Source organism: Sphingobacterium sp. (genome assembly GCF_032065005.1).
GTDB lineage: Bacteria > Bacteroidota > Bacteroidia > Sphingobacteriales > Sphingobacteriaceae > Sphingobacterium.
In genome coordinates this window covers 202,166-220,149 of the sequence record NZ_DAMBMM010000004.1, presented here as the reverse complement: position 1 = coordinate 220,149, position 17,984 = coordinate 202,166, and the positions used below count along the sequence as shown (strand labels likewise).

General features: G+C 41.3%; 15 protein-coding genes. 13 read left to right on the top strand and 2 right to left on the bottom strand.

The window, feature by feature from the left end; all coding sequences use genetic code 11:
- Nucleotides 1–5 precede the first annotated feature (5 nt).
- Nucleotides 6–3,059, bottom strand: a complete 3,054-nt coding sequence (locus RT138_RS08360) for a SusC/RagA family TonB-linked outer membrane protein (protein WP_313190307.1) — start codon at nucleotides 3,057–3,059, stop codon at nucleotides 6–8.
- Between the two features lie 377 nt (nucleotides 3,060–3,436).
- Between RT138_RS08360 and RT138_RS08355 the strand changes: the two genes are divergently transcribed.
- From RT138_RS08355 to RT138_RS08295, 13 genes are all read left to right on the top strand, one after another.
- Entirely contained in the window at nucleotides 3,437–3,793 is a 357-nt protein-coding gene (locus RT138_RS08355) for a VOC family protein (RefSeq protein WP_313190306.1), read from the top strand.
- Nucleotides 3,794–3,872: 79 nt separating this feature from the next.
- Nucleotides 3,873–4,901, top strand: a complete 1,029-nt coding sequence (locus RT138_RS08350) for an aldehyde reductase (protein ID WP_313190305.1) — start codon at nucleotides 3,873–3,875, stop codon at nucleotides 4,899–4,901.
- Nucleotides 4,902–5,483: a Crp/Fnr family transcriptional regulator gene (locus RT138_RS08345; protein ID WP_313190304.1), complete on the top strand. Its 582-nt coding sequence runs from the start codon at nucleotides 4,902–4,904 to the stop codon at nucleotides 5,481–5,483.
- A 300-nt stretch (nucleotides 5,484–5,783) separates the two neighbouring features.
- Complete coding sequence (locus RT138_RS08340; protein WP_313190303.1) at nucleotides 5,784–7,919, top strand: cbb3-type cytochrome c oxidase subunit I; 2,136 nt, start codon at nucleotides 5,784–5,786, stop codon at nucleotides 7,917–7,919.
- An 11-nt stretch (nucleotides 7,920–7,930) separates the two neighbouring features.
- Nucleotides 7,931–8,929 (top strand): cbb3-type cytochrome c oxidase subunit II, encoded by a 999-nt coding sequence (locus RT138_RS08335; RefSeq protein ID WP_313190302.1) that lies wholly within the window; start codon nucleotides 7,931–7,933, stop codon nucleotides 8,927–8,929.
- A gap of 53 nt (nucleotides 8,930–8,982) precedes the next feature.
- The gene (locus RT138_RS08330; protein WP_313190301.1) at nucleotides 8,983–9,210 is read left to right on the top strand and encodes a hypothetical protein; all 228 of its coding nucleotides are present in this window, start codon (nucleotides 8,983–8,985) and stop codon (nucleotides 9,208–9,210) included.
- Nucleotides 9,194–9,610, top strand: coding sequence for a cytochrome C (locus RT138_RS08325; protein WP_313190300.1), 417 nt, complete (start codon nucleotides 9,194–9,196; stop codon nucleotides 9,608–9,610). The genes RT138_RS08330 and RT138_RS08325 overlap by 17 nt, the downstream gene beginning before the upstream one ends.
- Nucleotides 9,611–9,702: 92 nt before the next feature.
- Complete coding sequence (locus tag RT138_RS08320; RefSeq protein ID WP_313190299.1) at nucleotides 9,703–11,070, top strand: sulfatase-like hydrolase/transferase; 1,368 nt, start codon at nucleotides 9,703–9,705, stop codon at nucleotides 11,068–11,070.
- 146 nt (nucleotides 11,071–11,216) lie between these two features.
- Nucleotides 11,217–11,507, top strand: coding sequence for a hypothetical protein (locus tag RT138_RS08315; protein WP_313190298.1), 291 nt, complete (start codon nucleotides 11,217–11,219; stop codon nucleotides 11,505–11,507).
- The gene (locus RT138_RS08310) at nucleotides 11,491–12,210 is read left to right on the top strand and encodes an ATP-binding cassette domain-containing protein (RefSeq protein WP_313190297.1); all 720 of its coding nucleotides are present in this window, start codon (nucleotides 11,491–11,493) and stop codon (nucleotides 12,208–12,210) included. The genes RT138_RS08315 and RT138_RS08310 overlap by 17 nt, the downstream gene beginning before the upstream one ends.
- Before the next feature lie 72 nt (nucleotides 12,211–12,282).
- Nucleotides 12,283–13,617: a dihydroorotase gene (locus RT138_RS08305; RefSeq protein ID WP_313190296.1), complete on the top strand. Its 1,335-nt coding sequence runs from the start codon at nucleotides 12,283–12,285 to the stop codon at nucleotides 13,615–13,617.
- Nucleotides 13,618–13,620: 3 nt separating this feature from the next.
- A complete protein-coding gene (locus RT138_RS08300; RefSeq protein ID WP_313190295.1) occupies nucleotides 13,621–14,667 on the top strand; it encodes an LD-carboxypeptidase in 1,047 nt (348 codons plus the stop codon).
- Between the two features lies 1 nt (nucleotide 14,668).
- On the top strand, nucleotides 14,669–16,177 hold the full coding sequence (locus RT138_RS08295) for a M14 family zinc carboxypeptidase (RefSeq protein ID WP_313190294.1): 1,509 nt from the start codon (nucleotides 14,669–14,671) through the stop codon (nucleotides 16,175–16,177).
- 374 nt (nucleotides 16,178–16,551) lie between these two features.
- On the opposite strand, the gene RT138_RS08290 is transcribed toward RT138_RS08295, so the two are convergent.
- Complete coding sequence (locus tag RT138_RS08290) at nucleotides 16,552–17,973, bottom strand: SusD/RagB family nutrient-binding outer membrane lipoprotein (RefSeq protein WP_313190293.1); 1,422 nt, start codon at nucleotides 17,971–17,973, stop codon at nucleotides 16,552–16,554.
- Nucleotides 17,974–17,984 lie beyond the last annotated feature (11 nt).

The window sequence follows — 17,984 nt, the reverse complement described above, 5'->3', positions numbered from 1 at the left end:
GGTTATTAAAAGGATACTTTAAGGTTTAATCCATAGCTGCGGGTAGCAGGTAAGGCAAAGCTATCATAGCCTTGTGCTCCAACACCTGTTGTGGTGTTGAGCTCGGGATCGTATGGTGCATCATTACGGAAGAAAAACAGGTTCCTGCCCGTCAATGATATGGATGCGCTCTTTACACCTTTCCATTTGATTGGAAGACCATAACTCAATGAAATCTCACGCATCCGGATATTTGTGGCATCATACACTTGGCCTTCAATAATCCCATCTCTGTTTCCCACCGCGCTATAGTAGGCCTGCGCTGGGATTTTACCTGACCAAGGGGTGCCATCGAGTTTAACAGCCGGGATATCCAAACCGCCTGCATCCCTTGCTGCAGCACTTACCTCACTGACACCGAAGGAGTTCAAATAACCATCGGTCACTGAAATGACCTGACCTCCAAATCGGGCATCTATCGTAAAGCTTAAACCGAATTTTCCGTAATTGATGGTATTGTTCCAGCCTACTATGGATTTAGGATTATTATTTCCAATATATCCTTCAGGTCCAATTTGTGGCCTTCCGGTATCATCAACCACCATCACCCCATTCTCATCACGCAAGAAAGTCCTTGCCCAGAAATCTCCGAATGATCCATTTAAACGAAGCACATTGAAATTACCGCCTACGGAATAGCGTTCGCCTAGTTTTGGAGCCAATTCCAAGATCTTGTTGCGGTTTGCTGTGAAGTTCACAGAAGTATTCCAGTTGAAATTATCCTTCTTGATCGCATCAATACCCAAGGCTGCTTCAATACCCTTGTTCTGTACATTTCCGGCATTTAGGAAAACGGTCGTGAACACCTGTCCAACTGGGGCTTCGTATGAAAAATATTGATCCTTTGTGTTTGTTTTGTAAAGGGCCAAATCAAAATTGATGCGGTCGTTCCAAAACCTTCCCTCATAGCCCACTTCATAACTTCTGCTGATCTCCGGACGCAATGGTAATCCTTGGTATGGACCTGAAACATTAGCGTTCAAAATACCGGTTGCCAGGGTGTTTGTCGGGATAGTACTGTAAATTCCGACATCATTTCCTACTTCCGCCATGGTCAACCTTAGTTTACTGTAGGTAATAAAACTTGGCATTTTGATCATGTCCGACAGTACTGCCGATAAACCTGCTGACCAATAGAAATATCCTTTTTTCTCTTGCGGAGTATTGGCAAGGGTAGAAGCCCAATCGTTACGTGCCGTTAAATCCAAGAATATCCTGTCCTTATAGCCCAAGTTGGTAGACGCGAATATCGATTGCAACTGACGCCTGCTGATGGATTCATTTAATACATTGATGGGCGCATCCCTGTAAATATTGCTCAATAAAAACTTATTGGCTACAGCTAGTTTTAACTGATCTAGGTTCCAACCTGTGGATCTAGTATCATTGATCGAAGTACCAGCTGTAAAGTTCAGGTCCCAATCCTCGGCAAATGTTTTGTTACCGATGAAGAGTAAATCACCATACAAAGCGGTACTTTCAGTCTGGTCACGGGTATAGCGACCATTATCATCTAAAACACCTTCTATTTTTTCTCCAGAAAGAACACCTTGCGTACCGGCATAGACATGTCTTTCCCATTTATCCCATCGCTTGTTCAGAGTTCCTCGGGCACTCACTGATAACCAATCGTTGATGGTATATTTCAATTGCCCTTGGGCAATGATATTGTCGCGTAATTGGAATGTTGGGTTGCGGTTCAATACCCAAAATGGATTCTGTGAATGGTGGGTGCCCGTCAAACCTGCATCAGCATTGATATTCCACCAATCCTGTAAGTATAGATTTCGCGTAGGGGATAGGTACTCATAATTGTTTTTGTATTTATCAAAATCCAGACCCCTTGGGAACAGATAAAGACCTGCAATCGGGCTAAAGTACAAGCCAGATGTTGGACGGTTGTGGATGTCCTGTCTGGAGTACATCATACTACCGTCAAAGCTTAGTTTATTATCGAAAAAATTAGTGGAATTTCTAAAGGTTGCTGAATGCTGATTAAACGAATTGGTTGGCAGGATACCTTTGTTTGTGGTATTGCCATAAGAGAAATAGTTCTGCATCCTTTCAGTTCCTCCGCTCAGGGAAACGGTATTGATCAAAGTTGTTCCAGTATTATAGAATCCATCTACAGGGTCTTGGAATGAACCTTTCTCACCCCAGCTCTCTTCGGATCCCTCTGTTGTCTGTCCGTAGCGGTACTGTAACTTCGGAAGGTAAAAAGCTTGGTCAGCGGTAATGCTTGATGATACATCGATTTTCAGATTACCTTCAGCTCCTTTTTTGGTGGTGATCATGATGGCCCCGTTTGCGCCTTGGCTACCGTAAAGGGCAGAGGCAGAGGCCCCTTTCAGGACGTTGATGCTCAGAATATCATCTGCATTCAGGGTACTCAGGATATCTCCACGATCTGGTCCGCCACCAAAAGCTCCTTCCGAACCCGATCCACCTGTATTGGTAATCGGCAAACCGTCGATTACATATAGAGGCTGGTTGTTCCGGTTGGATTTAAAACCGCGAAGGACGATATTGACCGAACCTCCAATACCCGATGAACTTCGGTTGATCTGCATCCCAGAGACCTTCCCTGTCAAGTTATTCATGGGGTTGGCATCCTTGACTTTGGTCAGATCTTCTCCCTTAACCGTTTGAGTCGAGTATGTTAAACTTTTTGATTTCCGTTGAACACCCAGAGCCGTGACAACGACATCATCAATCCTTGCGGTCTGTGCGGTCATGGAAATGGAAATCACGGAGTCTGTTGCTGTTACTGCCTGTTTCACTGTATTATAGCCTAATACACTGACGGTCAGGTTTACAGCGCCTGCAGGAATTTCTAAGTTGAAAGCTCCGGAATCATCGGTTTGAGTGGCCTTTTTACTGGCGTCTAAACGGACTGTTGCGCCGACTATAGGAGACTTTGTCTGTTCGTCAACAACGTTTCCTTTTACTGTTCGCTCCTGTCCATAAGATAATTGTATAGCAAATAGCCATAAAAATAGATGGGTTAGTGTTTTATACATAATATAAGTTTAAATATGTGATATCATTGTAACGGTAATGATACAATTGATACAAAAACGAACATATTTTGGATATATTTTGTCTTTTTATGTTAAATCTTATTGAATATAGGTCAATATCAAAGATGTGTTGTATTATTTGATTGATAATTAAACCTTTATAAGGTTTCCCTTTTTTTGAAATATTTTTATTTCCTCTCAGTTTTTACAGCCAATGCATTTTGTAGTGAATAAATATTATCGATTGATGTAAAAATGTTAACTGATATGGTATGGAATTTGGATGGTTATTAACAACTAATGGAGGATAAAAAGAGATAATACGACCTACTTTACTCCAAAAATTATACTTATTTTAACAATTAAATAATTCGATTATGTTAACAGCTGCCTGCCCCAAATTACCCATGCGCGTAAAGACCGTAACCAAAGACTTTTACGTGCAACAATTAGGTTTTCAAGAAATAGGATTTGAGAATTTTGAAAGCTATATGATCTTGAAAAAAGATGATGCTGAACTTCATTTCTTTATTTTTTTGGACCTTGTACCCGAAGAAAATTATGGTCAGGTTTATATCCGCGTAAACCATATCGAAGGACTTTACCAAGAATTGATAGACCGTGGCGTCAATATTCATCCCAATGGAAGCTTAACGGAAAAACCTTGGGGGCAAAAAGAATTCGCTATCCTTGATCCTGATAATAACTTAATCACCTTTGGTCAAGCTATTTAATCTGTTTTCATTTTTTACCAATTGGTAATTGAGGGCTTCTCAATGTTCAGGTACTTTGTATTAATCAAAATTCAAAGTCATGAACAAATCAAAAGTATTGTTGACAGGGGTGACCGGTTTCTTGGGTTCCCATACTGCTATAGAATTGCTCAACCGAGGATATCAGGTGACAGGGTCTCTACGGGACATGAAACGTGCAGATGCTATTAAGCAAGTAATTGCCAATCATACCCAGAATATAAGTAACCTATCTTTTGTACAGGCAGACCTGCTGGATAAAAGAGCATGGTTAACCGCTTGCGAAAATCAGGACTATGTCATCCATGCAGCCTCTCCATTCCCTCGAGAATTACCGAAGAATGAGCATGAATTAATCCTCCCAGCAAAAGAGGGGACATTGAATGTTCTTCATGCAGCCAAGCATAACCATGTAAAAAGAGTGGTTTTGGTATCTTCGATTTCCACAGTGGTATATGGAAAACAAATAGATGAATTGGACAGGGTTTTTACTGAGGAGCACTGGACCGATGAAAGCAATAAACAGGATACTGCTCCGTATATGAGGAGCAAGACCATTGCTGAAAAAGCTGCATGGAAGTTTATCAAAGAAGAAGGAAATGGAATGGAATTAGTCAGCATCCTACCAGGTGCCATGTTAGGACCTGTATTGGAGGAAGATTATGGTACCTCCGCCAATATTATCGTTAAGATCTTATCGGGTAGCATGCCTGCCATGCCAAAAATAGGATTTGAAATAGTTGATGTGCGTTCCGTCGCCAAATTATTGGTAGATGCGATGGAACTGGAAAATGCTGCTGGAAATAGATATATGGCAACCGAAGGTCACATGTCTATGAGGGAGCTGGCTGAAGTCTTAAAAACCCATTTTCCCGAAAGGAAAATCAGAACCGCCAACCTCCCTAATTTTTTGGCTAGAATAATGTCTATTTTTGAACCTGCCTTAAAACCTGTATTATTGGATTTGGGTTTAAGGAGAAAGGTAGATGCTTCCAAAGCCAAAAGGGAATTAGGTTGGAAAGTACATTCTTTGGAGAAGGCCATTTTAGATTGTGCAAATAGTGTTATAGAACTAGGAATCGTTAAGTAAATGCAAAGGTTAAAATCCATATTAAGATTTGGGGCAATACTCTCTGATGCGGATATCGAGGTCATTGCCTCCAACTTCAAGCAAAAACAGTTAGCAGCATCTGATTATTTTTTGGAAATAGGACAGATTGCTCACGAAATTGCATTTATTGAATCCGGTATCGTCAGGATCTTTAAGCCTGATCAAGATGGGAATGAAATTACCAAGTATTTCTTTAGGGAGAATCAATTCTTTGTCGATCTGGAAAGTTACTATTCCAGTATTGCGTCGAGTGAAGCTTTCCAAGCAGTCGTCGAAACAGAAATCTATGCTATTCATAAGAGAGTTGTGGAAAGATTATGCCAACAGATCCCCAATTTCTTTATTTTCCTCAAAACCATTACGGAAGCCACGTTGCTGAATAAGATTAAAGACAACGACTTTTTAAATTTTGGCAATTCCAAAACCAAGTATCTTGAATTTGTAAAACGATATCCTCAACTAGCTTTACAGGTTCCGCAACAATATATCGCTTCCTACCTTAAAATCACTCCGCAATCCTTGAGTAGGATACGGCGAGAACTTGCCCAGCCAAAGCAATAAATTCCACTTAATCTTTCTGAAAATAGGATTGTAATTTTTGTAAATCATTTATAAACAGAGAGGTTTAAATTTCTTTGCAATTAATAAAAGATAAATTTGTCTTTTATTAATTCAAGTCTTAACTTTGTTCAATTAAGTCATTGAATTGTTCAAATAAATCCAAGCGAGGGTAGGTTGCATTCCAGCAATACTTTTACGACTTCCTGAAAACTAACCTTTTCATCAAATCGCGAATTCTTCAAATTCATTTTATTTAAGAATATGGCTTAATCTAAATTCAAAGATCATATCGAATTTAACATGAATTCTATTTTAACTCTTAATTTAATCCTTTCGGACGGTAAATCGGTCCAAGATTTACTCACACAATCCATTTTTTTCCATTCTAAGATCAGTCCAGTTGAGTTTTGGATAGGTTTTCTACTGCTAGTATTCCTTTCCATCCTTATTGTGGTTCTCCTCTTGATTGATCGCATTAAACAGGTCAGCACCTTTCTCTTAAAAGAGAGATCCAAGCTGAATGTTAATCTATGGAAAAACTCACTCAAGAAAATGAACTCCAGCCAAATTGCGCGTATAATCAAGCAAAAGAGCAGGCAGGAGCTGAAATCTTGGTTACTGGCCTTTTTCCTCCTTGGAACATCCTTGTTTCCCTTGGAATCCTTAGCACAGACTGTATCCATTGATGGTACCAGTGAATCCATCTGGTCTAAGGCAGGCGTTATTATCACTTTAGTGTTGCTCTTGATACCGACCATTTTCATTCTAGTTTTATTGTTCGTCAGAATCAATCGGAGGTTATCTAAGTTGAACATTAACGCTCAAAAAGAGGAAGCGAAAGTAATTGTCCAAGAATTGGAAAACAGGCCTTTAGCTGAGGTTGAAAAAGAACTTTTAGCCTTTCAGGAAGCTGCTGATTATAGATTGAAACCCGACGTACTGTCCGGTTCCAATCAAGCAGTGGATCCCAAAGGGCTATTGTCCATCAATGAAAACCATGGAATCCCGATCGTTTCCAAGAAGAAAAGATCAACCGATAGGACCAACTTTGATGTGGACCTATCCAAGATGGTCAACTGGTATTTGATATCGGCAACTGTTTGGTTGGTTTTTGGAACCACCATCGGGGAATACCTCGGTTTTAAATTCGTCGCTCCAGACATGGAGAGTTTTAGCTGGCTTAGCTTCGGGAGGTTAAGGCCAGTCCATACCAATGCCGTCTTCTGGGGATGGGCATCCCTAGCCATGATCGGTTTAGGTTATTATGTAGTCCCACGGGTCAGTAACACCAAACTATATAGCTTAAAACTAGGTTGGTACAGTCTTGTTTTGATCAATGTCTGTGTGTTTGTGGGAACCATTTCCCTGATGGCAGGAATTAACAATAGCGGAGGCGAGTATAGGGAATATATCTGGCCTATTATGCTGCTGTTTGGAATTGCATTGGTTTTGACACTAATCAATTATTATAAAACCATTGCAAAAAGGACAACTCGGGAAATTTATATATCAAACTGGTATATAGTCGCTGCGGTAATCTTTACTATTGTGATTAGCCTAGCAGCCTATTTACCTTTTTGGCAGAATGGTCTTGGAGAGACAATCATCCAGGGCTATTACATGCACCAAGGTGTCGGTATGTGGTTTATGCTTTTTTGTCTAGGCCTCGTGTACTATTTCCTTCCTCAGCAACTCAATAGGCCAATCTATTCCTATAGTTTAGGGATTCTCGCTTTTTGGACGCAGATATTGTTTTATACCCTGATTGGAAGCCATCACTTTGTGTTCAGCTCCATTCCTTGGTGGTTGCAGACTGTAGCTATTGTCGGAAGTGCCGGAATGGCCATTCCCGTTATTGCCGGGACGACCAACTTCCTCATGACCTTTAAAGGATCATGGTACAAATTGGGCGATAGTTATATCCTTCCCTTTTTCTTGGTCGGCATCATCTTTTACTTCACTGGATCGATGCAAGGTACCGCCGAAGCCTTCCGCGAGACCAACTTGATCTGGCACTTTACTGACTTTACCGTTGCCCACTCGCATTTGACCATGTACGGCATTATCAGCTTTTTCCTGTGGGCATCCATATATACCATCGTGCCGCGATTTACCGGACGTGAGGCACCCCAAATCAGTATAGGGGCCCATTTCTGGTTCGCCTTCATCGGAATGTTGATGTATACCGTGCCATTGATGTATGGATCCACCCTGAAAGGAATCATGTGGTTAGAAGGCAAGCCATTTATCGATGGGGTGGCCTTTATGGCGCCTTATTGGTTATGGAGAGCCATCGGAGGTAGTCTGATGTGGCTTTCTCACCTCATTTTCGCCTATAACTTATATAAGATGATGGCTGATGTAAAAGAATTAGACTTAGCTGAAGAAATTACCAGCCAATTTGAAAACCAATCAACTATTAAAGTTCAAAAATAAAATAAACGATCATGGAGTTTTTCGACGATCATAAAAAACTATTTATTACTGCAGCAATCTTCTTTATTGTATTAACGATTTTTGTTGCCATTCTTCCCGCATTGAACAACCAGTTGATAAATGCACCTCTGCCTCAATCCGAACCGCTCTCTCCCGATGCTGCTGCCGGCAAGTCTATATTTATTGCCAACGGCTGTGTGGCTTGCCATACCCAACAGGTCAGAAATGTAGATATGGATAAGGTTTTCGGTCAGCGACCAAGTGTAGCAGCTGATTATGCACATAATGAAAGACTGGATGTTTGGAGAAATACCGCAACATTGATGGGGACAGAGCGAACTGGGCCAGACCTGACCGATGTAGGAAATCGTCAACCTAGCAAAGAATGGAATTTGGTCCACCTTTACAATCCTCGTATAGTGGTCAAGGAATCCATTATGCCTGCTTATCCTTTCTTGTTTGAATATAAAGCCATACCAGACAAGGAAGATGTTGTGGTCAATATTCCCGAAGATTTTGCACCCAGTAATGGAAAAAAAGTCGTAGCAAGCAAAGAGGCTATGCAGTTGATAGCCTATTTGCAGTCCTTGAAACAAGTTAAACTGGAAGCTGATGTTCCAGAGTTTCTATATAAAAGAAAAGCGCAGGCCGCCGCTGGCCAAGGAGCAGCTGAAGAAGAATTGGATGGCGAGGCCCTATATGTAGCACATTGTCAAGCATGCCACCAAGCAGATGGCAATGGGCTACCTGGAGCTTTTCCTCCCCTAAAGGGCAGTCCTGTTGTAACCGGCGATGATCTGGAACTATATATCGATATCATCATGAACGGTTATGATAGCAGGCCTGATTATGGCGTGATGGCAGCAGTAGGGGTAAACGCTGGGTTTACTGAAAAAGAAGTTGCCGCCATTATCAATTATGAAAGGAGCAGCTGGGGTAATAATGGTGAAAAAGTGAAAGCTGAAGATATCAAGCAAATCGTAGACTTCGTAAAGACTCAATCCAAATAATCATGAAAAAATTTCAATTGACACTGCTTTTTAGTACTTGCATAACCTTTTTAATGGCTTGCCCGGTATGTGAAAGGAACCAACCTAAAATTTTGAGAGGCTGGGTACATGGTACAGCTCCAAAAAGCAACCTAGAATACATCATGGTCATCGCCATCATCCTGATTTCATTGATCGCTTTGGGAATGTTCTTGAAAATGATCATCAAACCAGGGGAAAAACAGTCTGACCATATCAAAAGGTTTATTCTAAATTCTGATAACTATGAGCCAAAGAAGTAAAATATTTATTTTCATCGATGATGAAAATATCCCTATAGCTGAAACATACAGCCCCGTTAATTTTGAACTGGATACCCGAAAACTAGTCGACGGAAAACACCAACTTCGAATTGTCAGCAAAGACCCTGAAGGAAAAGAAGGGGTCAGGATCATTCCTTTTGAAGTCCGAAACGGTCCGGCAATCGAAATTACCGGAATTAAGGAAAACGCCGTGATTGATGACTTGGTGCCCATCATGATCAACGCCTATGGGAAAGGAAATTCTGAAACCTTTATGATTGATGGAAGTGAAACTCCTCAGGGGATTCCTTGGTGGGTATGGATTATCATTATCGTTTTTATGGGCTGGGCCATGTACTATGTATTCATGTACCTGTATTTACCGACTTCGGTTAATTGAGTGTTAGCAGGTTAAGGCGTTCTTTTTCAAACTTTTTGGGCTTTGTGCCGTTAATTGGGTAAATGTTTATCCAGGATACATAACCTATTGCCATGAAGAACGCCTTAAAACCTGCCATTTTTGCTTTACTGTCTTTATTTGTCCAGTATAGCATTGCGCAAAACCATAAACAACCTAATATTATCTTGATCCTTGCAGATGATCTAGGTATAGGTGATTTAAGTTCATACCATCAACGATATGAAACGCCCAATCTCGATAGATTGGGTAAAGAAGGGATCCGATTCAACAACTATTATAGTGCGTCTCCTATCTGTTCCCCATCTCGCGCAGGTCTACTGACCGGCCAGCGCCCTGCGAAGCTCCATTTTACAACCTTCCTGAACACCCGTGAAGACAATAGGAAAAAAGAACAGGTAGACTTCCTTGACCCTGATATTCTTACCATGGCCGATATGCTAAAAGCTAAGGGCTATAAAACGGCTCACTTTGGTAAATGGCATCTCGGTGGTGGGCGCGACGTAACCGATGCACCAAACTTCGACCAATACGGTTTTGACGCTTGGGCAGGAACTTATGAAAGCCCTGATCCCGACCCTGCAATCACCGCTTCGGATTGGATATGGTCGGACCAGGACAGCGTGAAAAGGTGGAACCGAACAAAATACTTTGTGGACAGAACCCTTGATTTCTTGCAAAAGAACCGGAATGAACCCTGCTTTATCAATGTCTGGACAGACGATGTTCATACCCCTTGGATTGCCGGTGATGATGAAACTGGAAAGTTTGATTGGAAACCCCAGGAGGAGAGAAGCTTTAAGTTTGTCCTCAAAGAATATGATCGAGAAATCGGAAGATTAATGGTGGGCTTGAAGAAACTTGGCATGGATGAAAATACCTTGGTCATCTTTATCAGTGATAATGGTCCTTTACCCAATTTCAGGCAGGACCGTTCAGCGGGCCTACGGGGGAGTAAACTCTCCTTATATGAGGGCGGAATCCGGATGCCTTTATTGATGAGGTGGCCAGCAAGGATTAAAGCAGGACAAATCGATGATCATACCGTCATTTCAGCGCTAGACCTGCTGCCAAGTCTTGCGAAGCTTGCAGAAGCTGCTTTGAAGAATACTAAGGGGATTGATGGTCAAGATCTAAGCAGTGCTATCCTTGGAAATCCCATTACCCGAAACAAACCGCTTATCTGGGAATATGGAAGGAATGATTCTACCGTATTCAGTTTTCCCAAGAAAATAAACCGTAGCCCAGCCCTGGCAATCCGAGATAAGGATTGGAAATTTATGATGAACCTAGATGGTAGTAGCCCCGAGCTGTACAACTTGAAATCCGACCCCAACGAAAGTGTAAATCTTGCTGATGAAAGAAAACAACTCGTGAAAAAATATAGCAAAGCTTTGATGAAATGGTGGAAAGACTTGCCTCCTTTTAAGAAAATGGAGTGATTTGCTAAATGTGGCATATTGATTATGTTTTTTTCAAACAACTCCTAGCTGCAAAGCTTTTAGCTTAAGCATAAATTACTTTCAACAAGCTGTTGATTAATAGATTATTTATTTTGGACTTGGTTAATTTCTTAGTAGATTTAATTATGCCAATAGAACTCAAACACCTCTGGCAATTTTATAAGCCAATTCTATTCATCAACCTGGTGTTGAGTCTTGCCATGAGCATTCAATATTTTGGCTATTTTCCCTTTGTGTTTATGACCGTTGGCTACCTATGTTCAGCAGCGTTGGTTCGATTTTTTGAAGGCAACACCAAATACCTATTTTATAATCTGGGATTATCCCGCAAGCATCTGCTAATCTATACTTTCCTTGCCAATCTTTTGGTTTCCTTCCTCCTCCTCATCATCATGCATTATGGATATAAAGGATAAAGAATTATTTGTGGACTCGGTGCAGTTCAGTTATACCGGTAACAATCAGTTGCTGACTGGAGGCTATTTGGGATTGAAAGTCGGCGATATTATCGGGCTATTAGGTCGCAATGGAACTGGGAAATCGACGCTCATGAAAATTATTTTTGGATCCTTGAGAGCCCACAATGCATATATCAGGGTAAATGGCCATAAAGTGAGTCAGGCTTTCCCAACCAGGGAAGTTTGTTATCTTCCCCAAGACAGCTTTTTGCCCACTTCCTTTCGAGTAAAGAAAGCCATTGAATTTATGCTATCCGATAAAGAGAGCCGGGCGAAAGTTGAAAGCGATGAGTTGATCTTGCCTATCCTGAACAATAAGATTGCGGACCTGGCAGGAGGAGAGTTACGCTATTTGGAAATCATGCTATTAATCGAACAGAAAGCAACATTTATTTTATTGGATGAGCCATTTTCTGGCATATCGCCCATTCTGAAGGAGAAAATCCAGGCGGTATTGGTTGAAAAATCCAAAATCAAAGGTTTCCTGATTTCTGACCATGATTATATGAACGTATTAGATATTGCGACCGAGTTGCTGCTTTTGGAGAATGGTGGTTGTCGAAAGATAAACCGAAAGGAAGAGTTGGAGCAATTCTATGTTCCGCTGGGGACATTTGACCGTGGAAATCCCCCAGAAAACGACAGTAAAAACAGCTTTTAAATCGTGCTTATACTCCTGTAGGCTCCTTGAAATTAGTATATTTGCTTAGCATAACCTTTAAAGATAAATTACATGTCTACAATATTGATAAAGAATGCCCATGTTGTGAATGAAGGCAGCATTAAGGTGCAGGATCTTTTTATTAAAAATGGCAGAATAGAAAAAATAGCCGACACGATTGAAACCAATGCCGACCAAACCATAAACGCTGAAGGATTACATCTTTTTCCAGGATTGATCGATGATCAAGTTCACTTTCGTGAACCGGGTCTGACCCATAAAGCGAATATCTTTACAGAAAGTAGAGCAGCGGTAGCTGGCGGTACTACATCCTTTATGGAGATGCCAAATACCGTTCCCAATACCTTGACCCAAAAGTTACTTCAGGATAAATATGATATAGCGCAGGACAATTCCCTAGCGAACTATTCCTTCTTTATGGGGGCTGCAAATGATAATTTGGACGAAGTACTGAAAACCAATCCAAGAGACGTCTGTGGCATCAAGGTTTTTATGGGGTCTTCCACGGGAAACATGTTGGTTGACAATGAAAAAGCTTTGGAAGCCATCTTCAGCCAAGCGCCAACTTTAATTGCGACACATTGTGAGGATGAGGCTACCATTCAAGCGAACTTGGCCAAGTTCAAAGAGCAATATGGCGAAGACGTTAGCATTGAAATGCATCCCTTGATCCGTTCTGCCGAGGCTTGTTATCTTTCATCATCCAAGGCTGTTGAATTAGCAAAAAAGAACAATACCAGACTTCATATCCTGCATATTTCAACGGCTAAGGAGACAGCATTATTTGAAAACAATATCCCTCTGGAGCAAAAACGGATAACTGCAGAAGCCTGTATCCATCATCTTTGGTTTTCGGATGCTGATTACAAGACTAAGGGGAATTTCATAAAATGGAATCCCGCAGTCAAAACAGCAGCTGACCGTGATGCTATTCTTGAGGCCGTATTGGATGGACATATTGATGTTATTGCAACAGACCATGCTCCTCATACTTTTGAGGAAAAATCTCAACCCTATTTACAGGCACCATCTGGTGGCCCATTGGTACAGCATGCCTTACAGGCGCTATTGGATCTGGTAAAACAAGGAAAGATGACCTTGGAGCAAATGGTACAGAAAACGGCCCATAATACAGCAATTTTGTTCCAAATTGAACAGCGTGGCTATATCCGCGAAGGATATTGGGCAGACTTAGTTTTGGTTGACTTAAACAAACCACATACGGTAACTAAGGAGAATATTTTATCCAAATGCGGATGGTCTCCTTTTGAAAACCATACATTTACATCGACCATTGAACATACTATTGTTTCTGGATTATTGGCCTATACCGATGGCAAGATTCAAGAGGTGGGTTCAGGACATCGTTTACTTTTCAATCGTTAACCTATGGATAAACGTTCATTTATTAAATCATTGGGAATCGGTTTAGCCGCCATTCCTTTGTTTGGAAAATCAGAGGCCATGGCTGTAGCTAATCAGATCCAGCCGTTGCTGAAAGGGAAGGTCTTAAAAGCCGGAGACACTATTGGTATCATTGCTCCTGCGAGTGCCGTGACTGGGGAAGATTCCATCACCCAGACAAGAGAGGTTCTGGAATATTTTGGTTTTAAGGTAAAAGAAGGGAAATATATCCGGGAGCGTTATGGCAATTTAGCTGGTACGGATGATCAACGATTGGAGGACCTGCATAATATGTTTGCGGATAAATCCGTGGCTGGCATTTTATGTATCCGTGGCGGAGCTGGTGCTTCGCGTTTGTTGAAACGTATAGATTATGATATGGTTGCTAAGAATCCTAAAGCCTTATTGGGCTATAGTGATATCACGGCATTGATTATGGCTTTCCAAGCTAAAATTGGCATGGTTACTTTCCATGGTCCTGTAGGGACGAGTACATGGAGTAACTTTGTAGCAAAGACCTTTACGGATCAATTTGTGGACAACAAATTGGTAAGCTATAGCAATCCTGCGAAAAAAGGCGATGATATCATTCAATATAAGGATAGGATAACGACCATTAACCCTGGAGTTGCAGAAGGAAAGTTATTAGGTGGCAATTTAACCCTGATTTCTGGTCTTTGTGGATCTGAATTTTTACCAGATTTCAAAGATAGTATCCTGTTTTTGGAAGAAATCAACGAGTCTCCAGAAAAGGTGGACCGTATGTTCTGCCAGTTGATGAATGCTGGTATTCTTTCACAAATCAAAGGATTTGTTTTTGGCAAATGTACCGATTGTTCTCCCTCAGGTGGTTATGGTTCCTTAAATCTTGACCAGATCCTAAGGGATTTTATAAAGCCATTGAATATACCATCCTATTCTGGTGCGGTAATTGGACATATCAATGATCAGTTCTTGCTGCCCGTTGGAGTTAGAGCTAGAATAGATGCCAATAAGGGTACAATAGAAATTTTAGAGAAAGCGTTAGTATAGTATGAAATTTTTTGTCATTTCCTTAGGCCTTTTGGCCGCAACGACTTGCAGTAATCCATTTTCAGGATCCTCTAATGGTAATATTCCAGGTTATAACCTGGATACTGCACAAATGAATAAGATTCATTCAACCTATAAAGAATCCGCACTTTTTTCCAGACGATTTAAACATAAAGACATTGACTCCCTGTTGCAACTGCATAAGAAAAGCAATGTTTTTAAGATCTCTGAAATTGGTAAATCGGTTGAAGGTCGTTCGATCAATGAGCTGGAATATGGAAATGGTGACAAAAAAGTAATGCTCTGGTCCCAGATGCACGGTGATGAACCTACAGCTACCATGGCTTTGTTTGACCTGTTTAATTTCTTGGAAGGTAAGGATGATGGTTTTGATAGCGTCAGGACCTTGCTGAAAGATAAATTGAATATTCACTTCATACCCATGTTGAACCCTGATGGTGCAGAGCGATATCTTCGTAGGAATGCGCAGAGCATTGACCTCAATAGAGATGCCAGAGCTGGACAGACGGTTGAAGGGGCCCTGTTGAAAGCTCGTGCTAAGGAAATACAACCTCGCTATGGTTTCAATCTGCATGATCAGAATATTTATTACAATGTTCCCGGCACGAAAAATCCAGTGACCATTTCCTTATTGGCTCCCGCCTATAATACAGAGCGTGAGATCAATGAGGTTCGCGAAGGAGCGATGCAGATCATTGTGGGAATGAATAAAGTCCTGCAGCAATATATTCCGGACGCGGTTGCGAAATATGATGATACCTATACCCCGCGAGGATTTGGAGATAACTTCCAATCTTGGGGTGCAAGTACCGTATTAATTGAGTCGGGAGGCTTAAAAGGTGACCCTGAGAAACAAGAAATCCGGAAGTTGAATTTCGTGATCATTCTCAATGCATTGATGGAAATAGCCCAGGGAACCTATGAAAATTACGATGCCAAGGGTTATGAAGATATTCCATTCAACGCTAGCAATATGCATGATATCGTCATTCGTGGTTTGGAATTCGGATCAGATTCTATTCCATTGAAAAGTGATATCGCTATCAGACGCGGGGAAACCACTGATGGCAGGGATTTCTTTGTGCGGGGCAGGGTTGAGGATATAGGAGACCTTCCTGAATCTTTTGGATATGATGAAGTGGATGGAAATGGCCTTAAATTTATCCAAGGTAAGATAGCCGAAAAACCAGTTCCAAGTTTAGAGTCCATTACCCCGGAAATTGCCTATGACCTTTTGAAAAAAGGATATATGGGCGTTCAGGTGACGACCTTAAAACCCGAACAGGCCAGTATGCTACATAATTTGCCGATCCATATTTTTGGAACCCAAGCCTTTGCAGCAACGCCTTTTATCGACCTTGGTGGAACCGCCAACTTCTATATCGGTGATTCCAACGGAACCCTAAAATACGCCGTTCTCAATGGATACCTCATAGACCTGTCCAAACCATTAAGTGAGGTTGGGCTATTGAAGAATAGGGTGCTTTAGATATGAGATGTGAGATCTCAGATTTGAGATAGAAAGGGTACTTTAGATATGAGATGTGAGATCTGAGATTTGAGATAGAAAGGGTGCTTTAGATATGAGATGTGAGATCTGAGATTTGAGATAGAAAGGGTGCTATAGATGTAAGATGTGAGATGTGAGATAAGATAGATATTATAGAAATTATAAAAGGGGACCAATTTTGGTCCCCTTTTTTGTAGAGTTAATATCTCAATACTCAAATCTCATATCTCAATACCTTGTAGAGTTAATATCTCAATACTCAAATCTCATATCTCAATACCTCGTAGAGTTAATATCTCAATACCTCGTAGAGTTGATATCTCAATACTCAAATCTCATATCTTAATCCTCCCTTACGGTTTATCCCACCAAAGCTCGGTACTCAATGGTACTTCAGCTGGTACATTGGATCCGTTTTCGGTGATTTCATCTGCGGGGTAAGCTACTCGGCGGATAAATTTGCCACCTAATACGGCACCGATTGGTAGTTTGAAGTCTTTGTACTTGTAATCGAAGCGGCGTACATCGTTCCATGCTTCAGCATTGAGGTAGGTAACGATGTATTTTTCGCGGAATATGTCCAATAGCGTTAGGTTTGCCTGTCCTACGGAGATTGCCGTAATGTATTTTGTGGCATCTTCAGCTGGCACCCCTAATTTATCCATACTGGCTTTGACACCGGCGAGGAAGGCTGCATATGCTACAGGTTTGTTATTGTCTCTAAAAGCGGCTTCTGCTTCAATGAATTTTACTTCAGCATAAGTCAGGATCATCAATGGAGATGTTTCACTGCTTACCGGAGATTTGGAGCTGATATAACATTCATCACGAACTGTATTGGCAGCACCTACGTTACCTTGACCGCTTATTGTACCTACATAAACGCCATGAACTGTTTTTTCTGTGATCTTGGAAATTCTTGGGTCTACGATTCCGTAAGTTTTACCATTCATTTGATCAATGAAATTACTTCCTAACCAGCCATCCAAGTTGTTCAAAAGGTTGCTGATCGAGATGGATGCCCATGGATTTACACCATCAAAGGTGGACATACCGATATCTTCAGCATTGGATTGCAAAGAAGCTTGGGCAGCTGCCAAAACCTGTTTCGGATTGTATGCAGCTTTCTTGCTTATCTTGTTCAGGACACGGGCTTTTAATCCGTTGGTCAGTTTGATCCATTTGTTTAGGTCAGCGCCACATAAAAGATCATCCTTGGCACTCAGCTCCTGGGTAGCATCCGTTTTTTTGAAATTCTCCAAAGCTTTATTGATGAGGTCTACCTGCGCTTTATATAAGTCTTCTTCGGAGTCAAAAGGAACGGTAAGGGTTTCTTCTTTTCCAAAGGCCTTGCTGAAAGGAACAGAGCCCCAAGTATCAGCGACCAAGGCCAATTGATACGCTGTCAAAGCTTGTGCGACAGCAAGGTGATGAGAAGCTCCAGCTTCTTCCGATTTGACCATAAAGTCATACAGATCGGCTAAAGAATAAAAAAGGTTGTTCCACGTTGATGAATTATTGGTGATCTGGTAAGTATCTGTATCCGAACCACCAGAGGGGCTCGCGAAATATTGCGAGTACTGATTGTTGAAATATGCAATCCTATAGTTGTTGAATGCAGCCTTATGTGTAGCTGTAGTCAATAGGGCGTTCAAAGGCGGAGTTTGAACCAAGTTAGGGTTATCGGTCATTTCGAAATAGTCCTTGCAACTGTTCAAGGAGAACAGGGCTAGGGCCAGTAAGGAAATTTTACCTATTTTGATGAATTTGTTCATGATCTTAAGAA